The sequence below is a fragment of the Methylobacterium sp. WL18 genome, from assembly GCF_008040015.1.
Classification (GTDB): Bacteria; Pseudomonadota; Alphaproteobacteria; order Rhizobiales; family Beijerinckiaceae; genus Methylobacterium; species Methylobacterium mesophilicum.
In genome coordinates this window covers 1-778 of record NZ_VRVD01001141.1, presented here as the reverse complement: position 1 = coordinate 778, position 778 = coordinate 1, and the positions used below count along the sequence as shown (strand labels likewise).

1 protein-coding gene is annotated in these 778 nt (G+C 72.8%); it reads right to left on the bottom strand.

Translation table 11 applies throughout. The features are described 5' to 3' along the window. Positions 1–773 (bottom strand): S49 family peptidase (locus FV228_RS31400; protein ID WP_147857937.1); only part of this gene is annotated, 773 nt, incomplete at its 3' end. Positions 774–778: the final 5 nt, after the last annotated feature.

The window sequence follows — 778 nt, the reverse complement described above, 5'->3', positions numbered from 1 at the left end:
CCCCGGCGCAGCAGGCGGGACAGGAACCCGCCCCGGGCCTCGGCCACCAGCCGCAGGTCGACCGTGTCGCCGAAGCGCGCGCGCATGGTCGAACGGATGTCGCCCAACGCGTCGATGAGCCCGAGGCCGACCGCCTGACGCCCGGTCCAGACCGCGCCGGTGAACAGGTTTTCCGACGTCGACAGGGTCGGGCGCCGGCTCGTGACGAGGCCGGTGAACAGGTCCTGGATGTCGGCCTGGAGTCGCTTCAGGCGCTCGACGTCGGCGGGGTCCTCCGGGCGGAACGGGTCGAGCATCGACTTGGCTTCGCCCTGGGTGTGCACCCGGCGCTCGATGCCGATCTTCTCCAGGAGACCCTGAAAGCCGAAGCCGGCCGAGACCACCCCGATCGAGCCGACGATCGAGGTCGGGTCGGCGATGATCTCGTCGGCAGCGCAGGCGATCATGTAGCCGCCCGACGCCGCCACGTCCTCGACGAAGGCCACGACCGGAAGCTTCTTCTCGTCGGCCAGGGCCCGGATGCGGCGGTGGATCAGGTGCGACTGCGCCGGAGCGCCGCCCGGCGAGTTGATCACGATCGCCACCGCCCTGATCCCCGGCATCGTGAAGGCCCGCTCCAGGCTGCCGGCGACGCCGCCGATCGAGAGCCCCGGGCGGATCGGCGAGACCGCCCCGATCGTGCCGGACAGCCGGACCACGGCGACCCGCGGGCGGCGGTCGCGGAAGCGGCGCGGCAGGAATGCCCGGAGGGCGTCGGGGAGGGCGAACGGCATGGAGG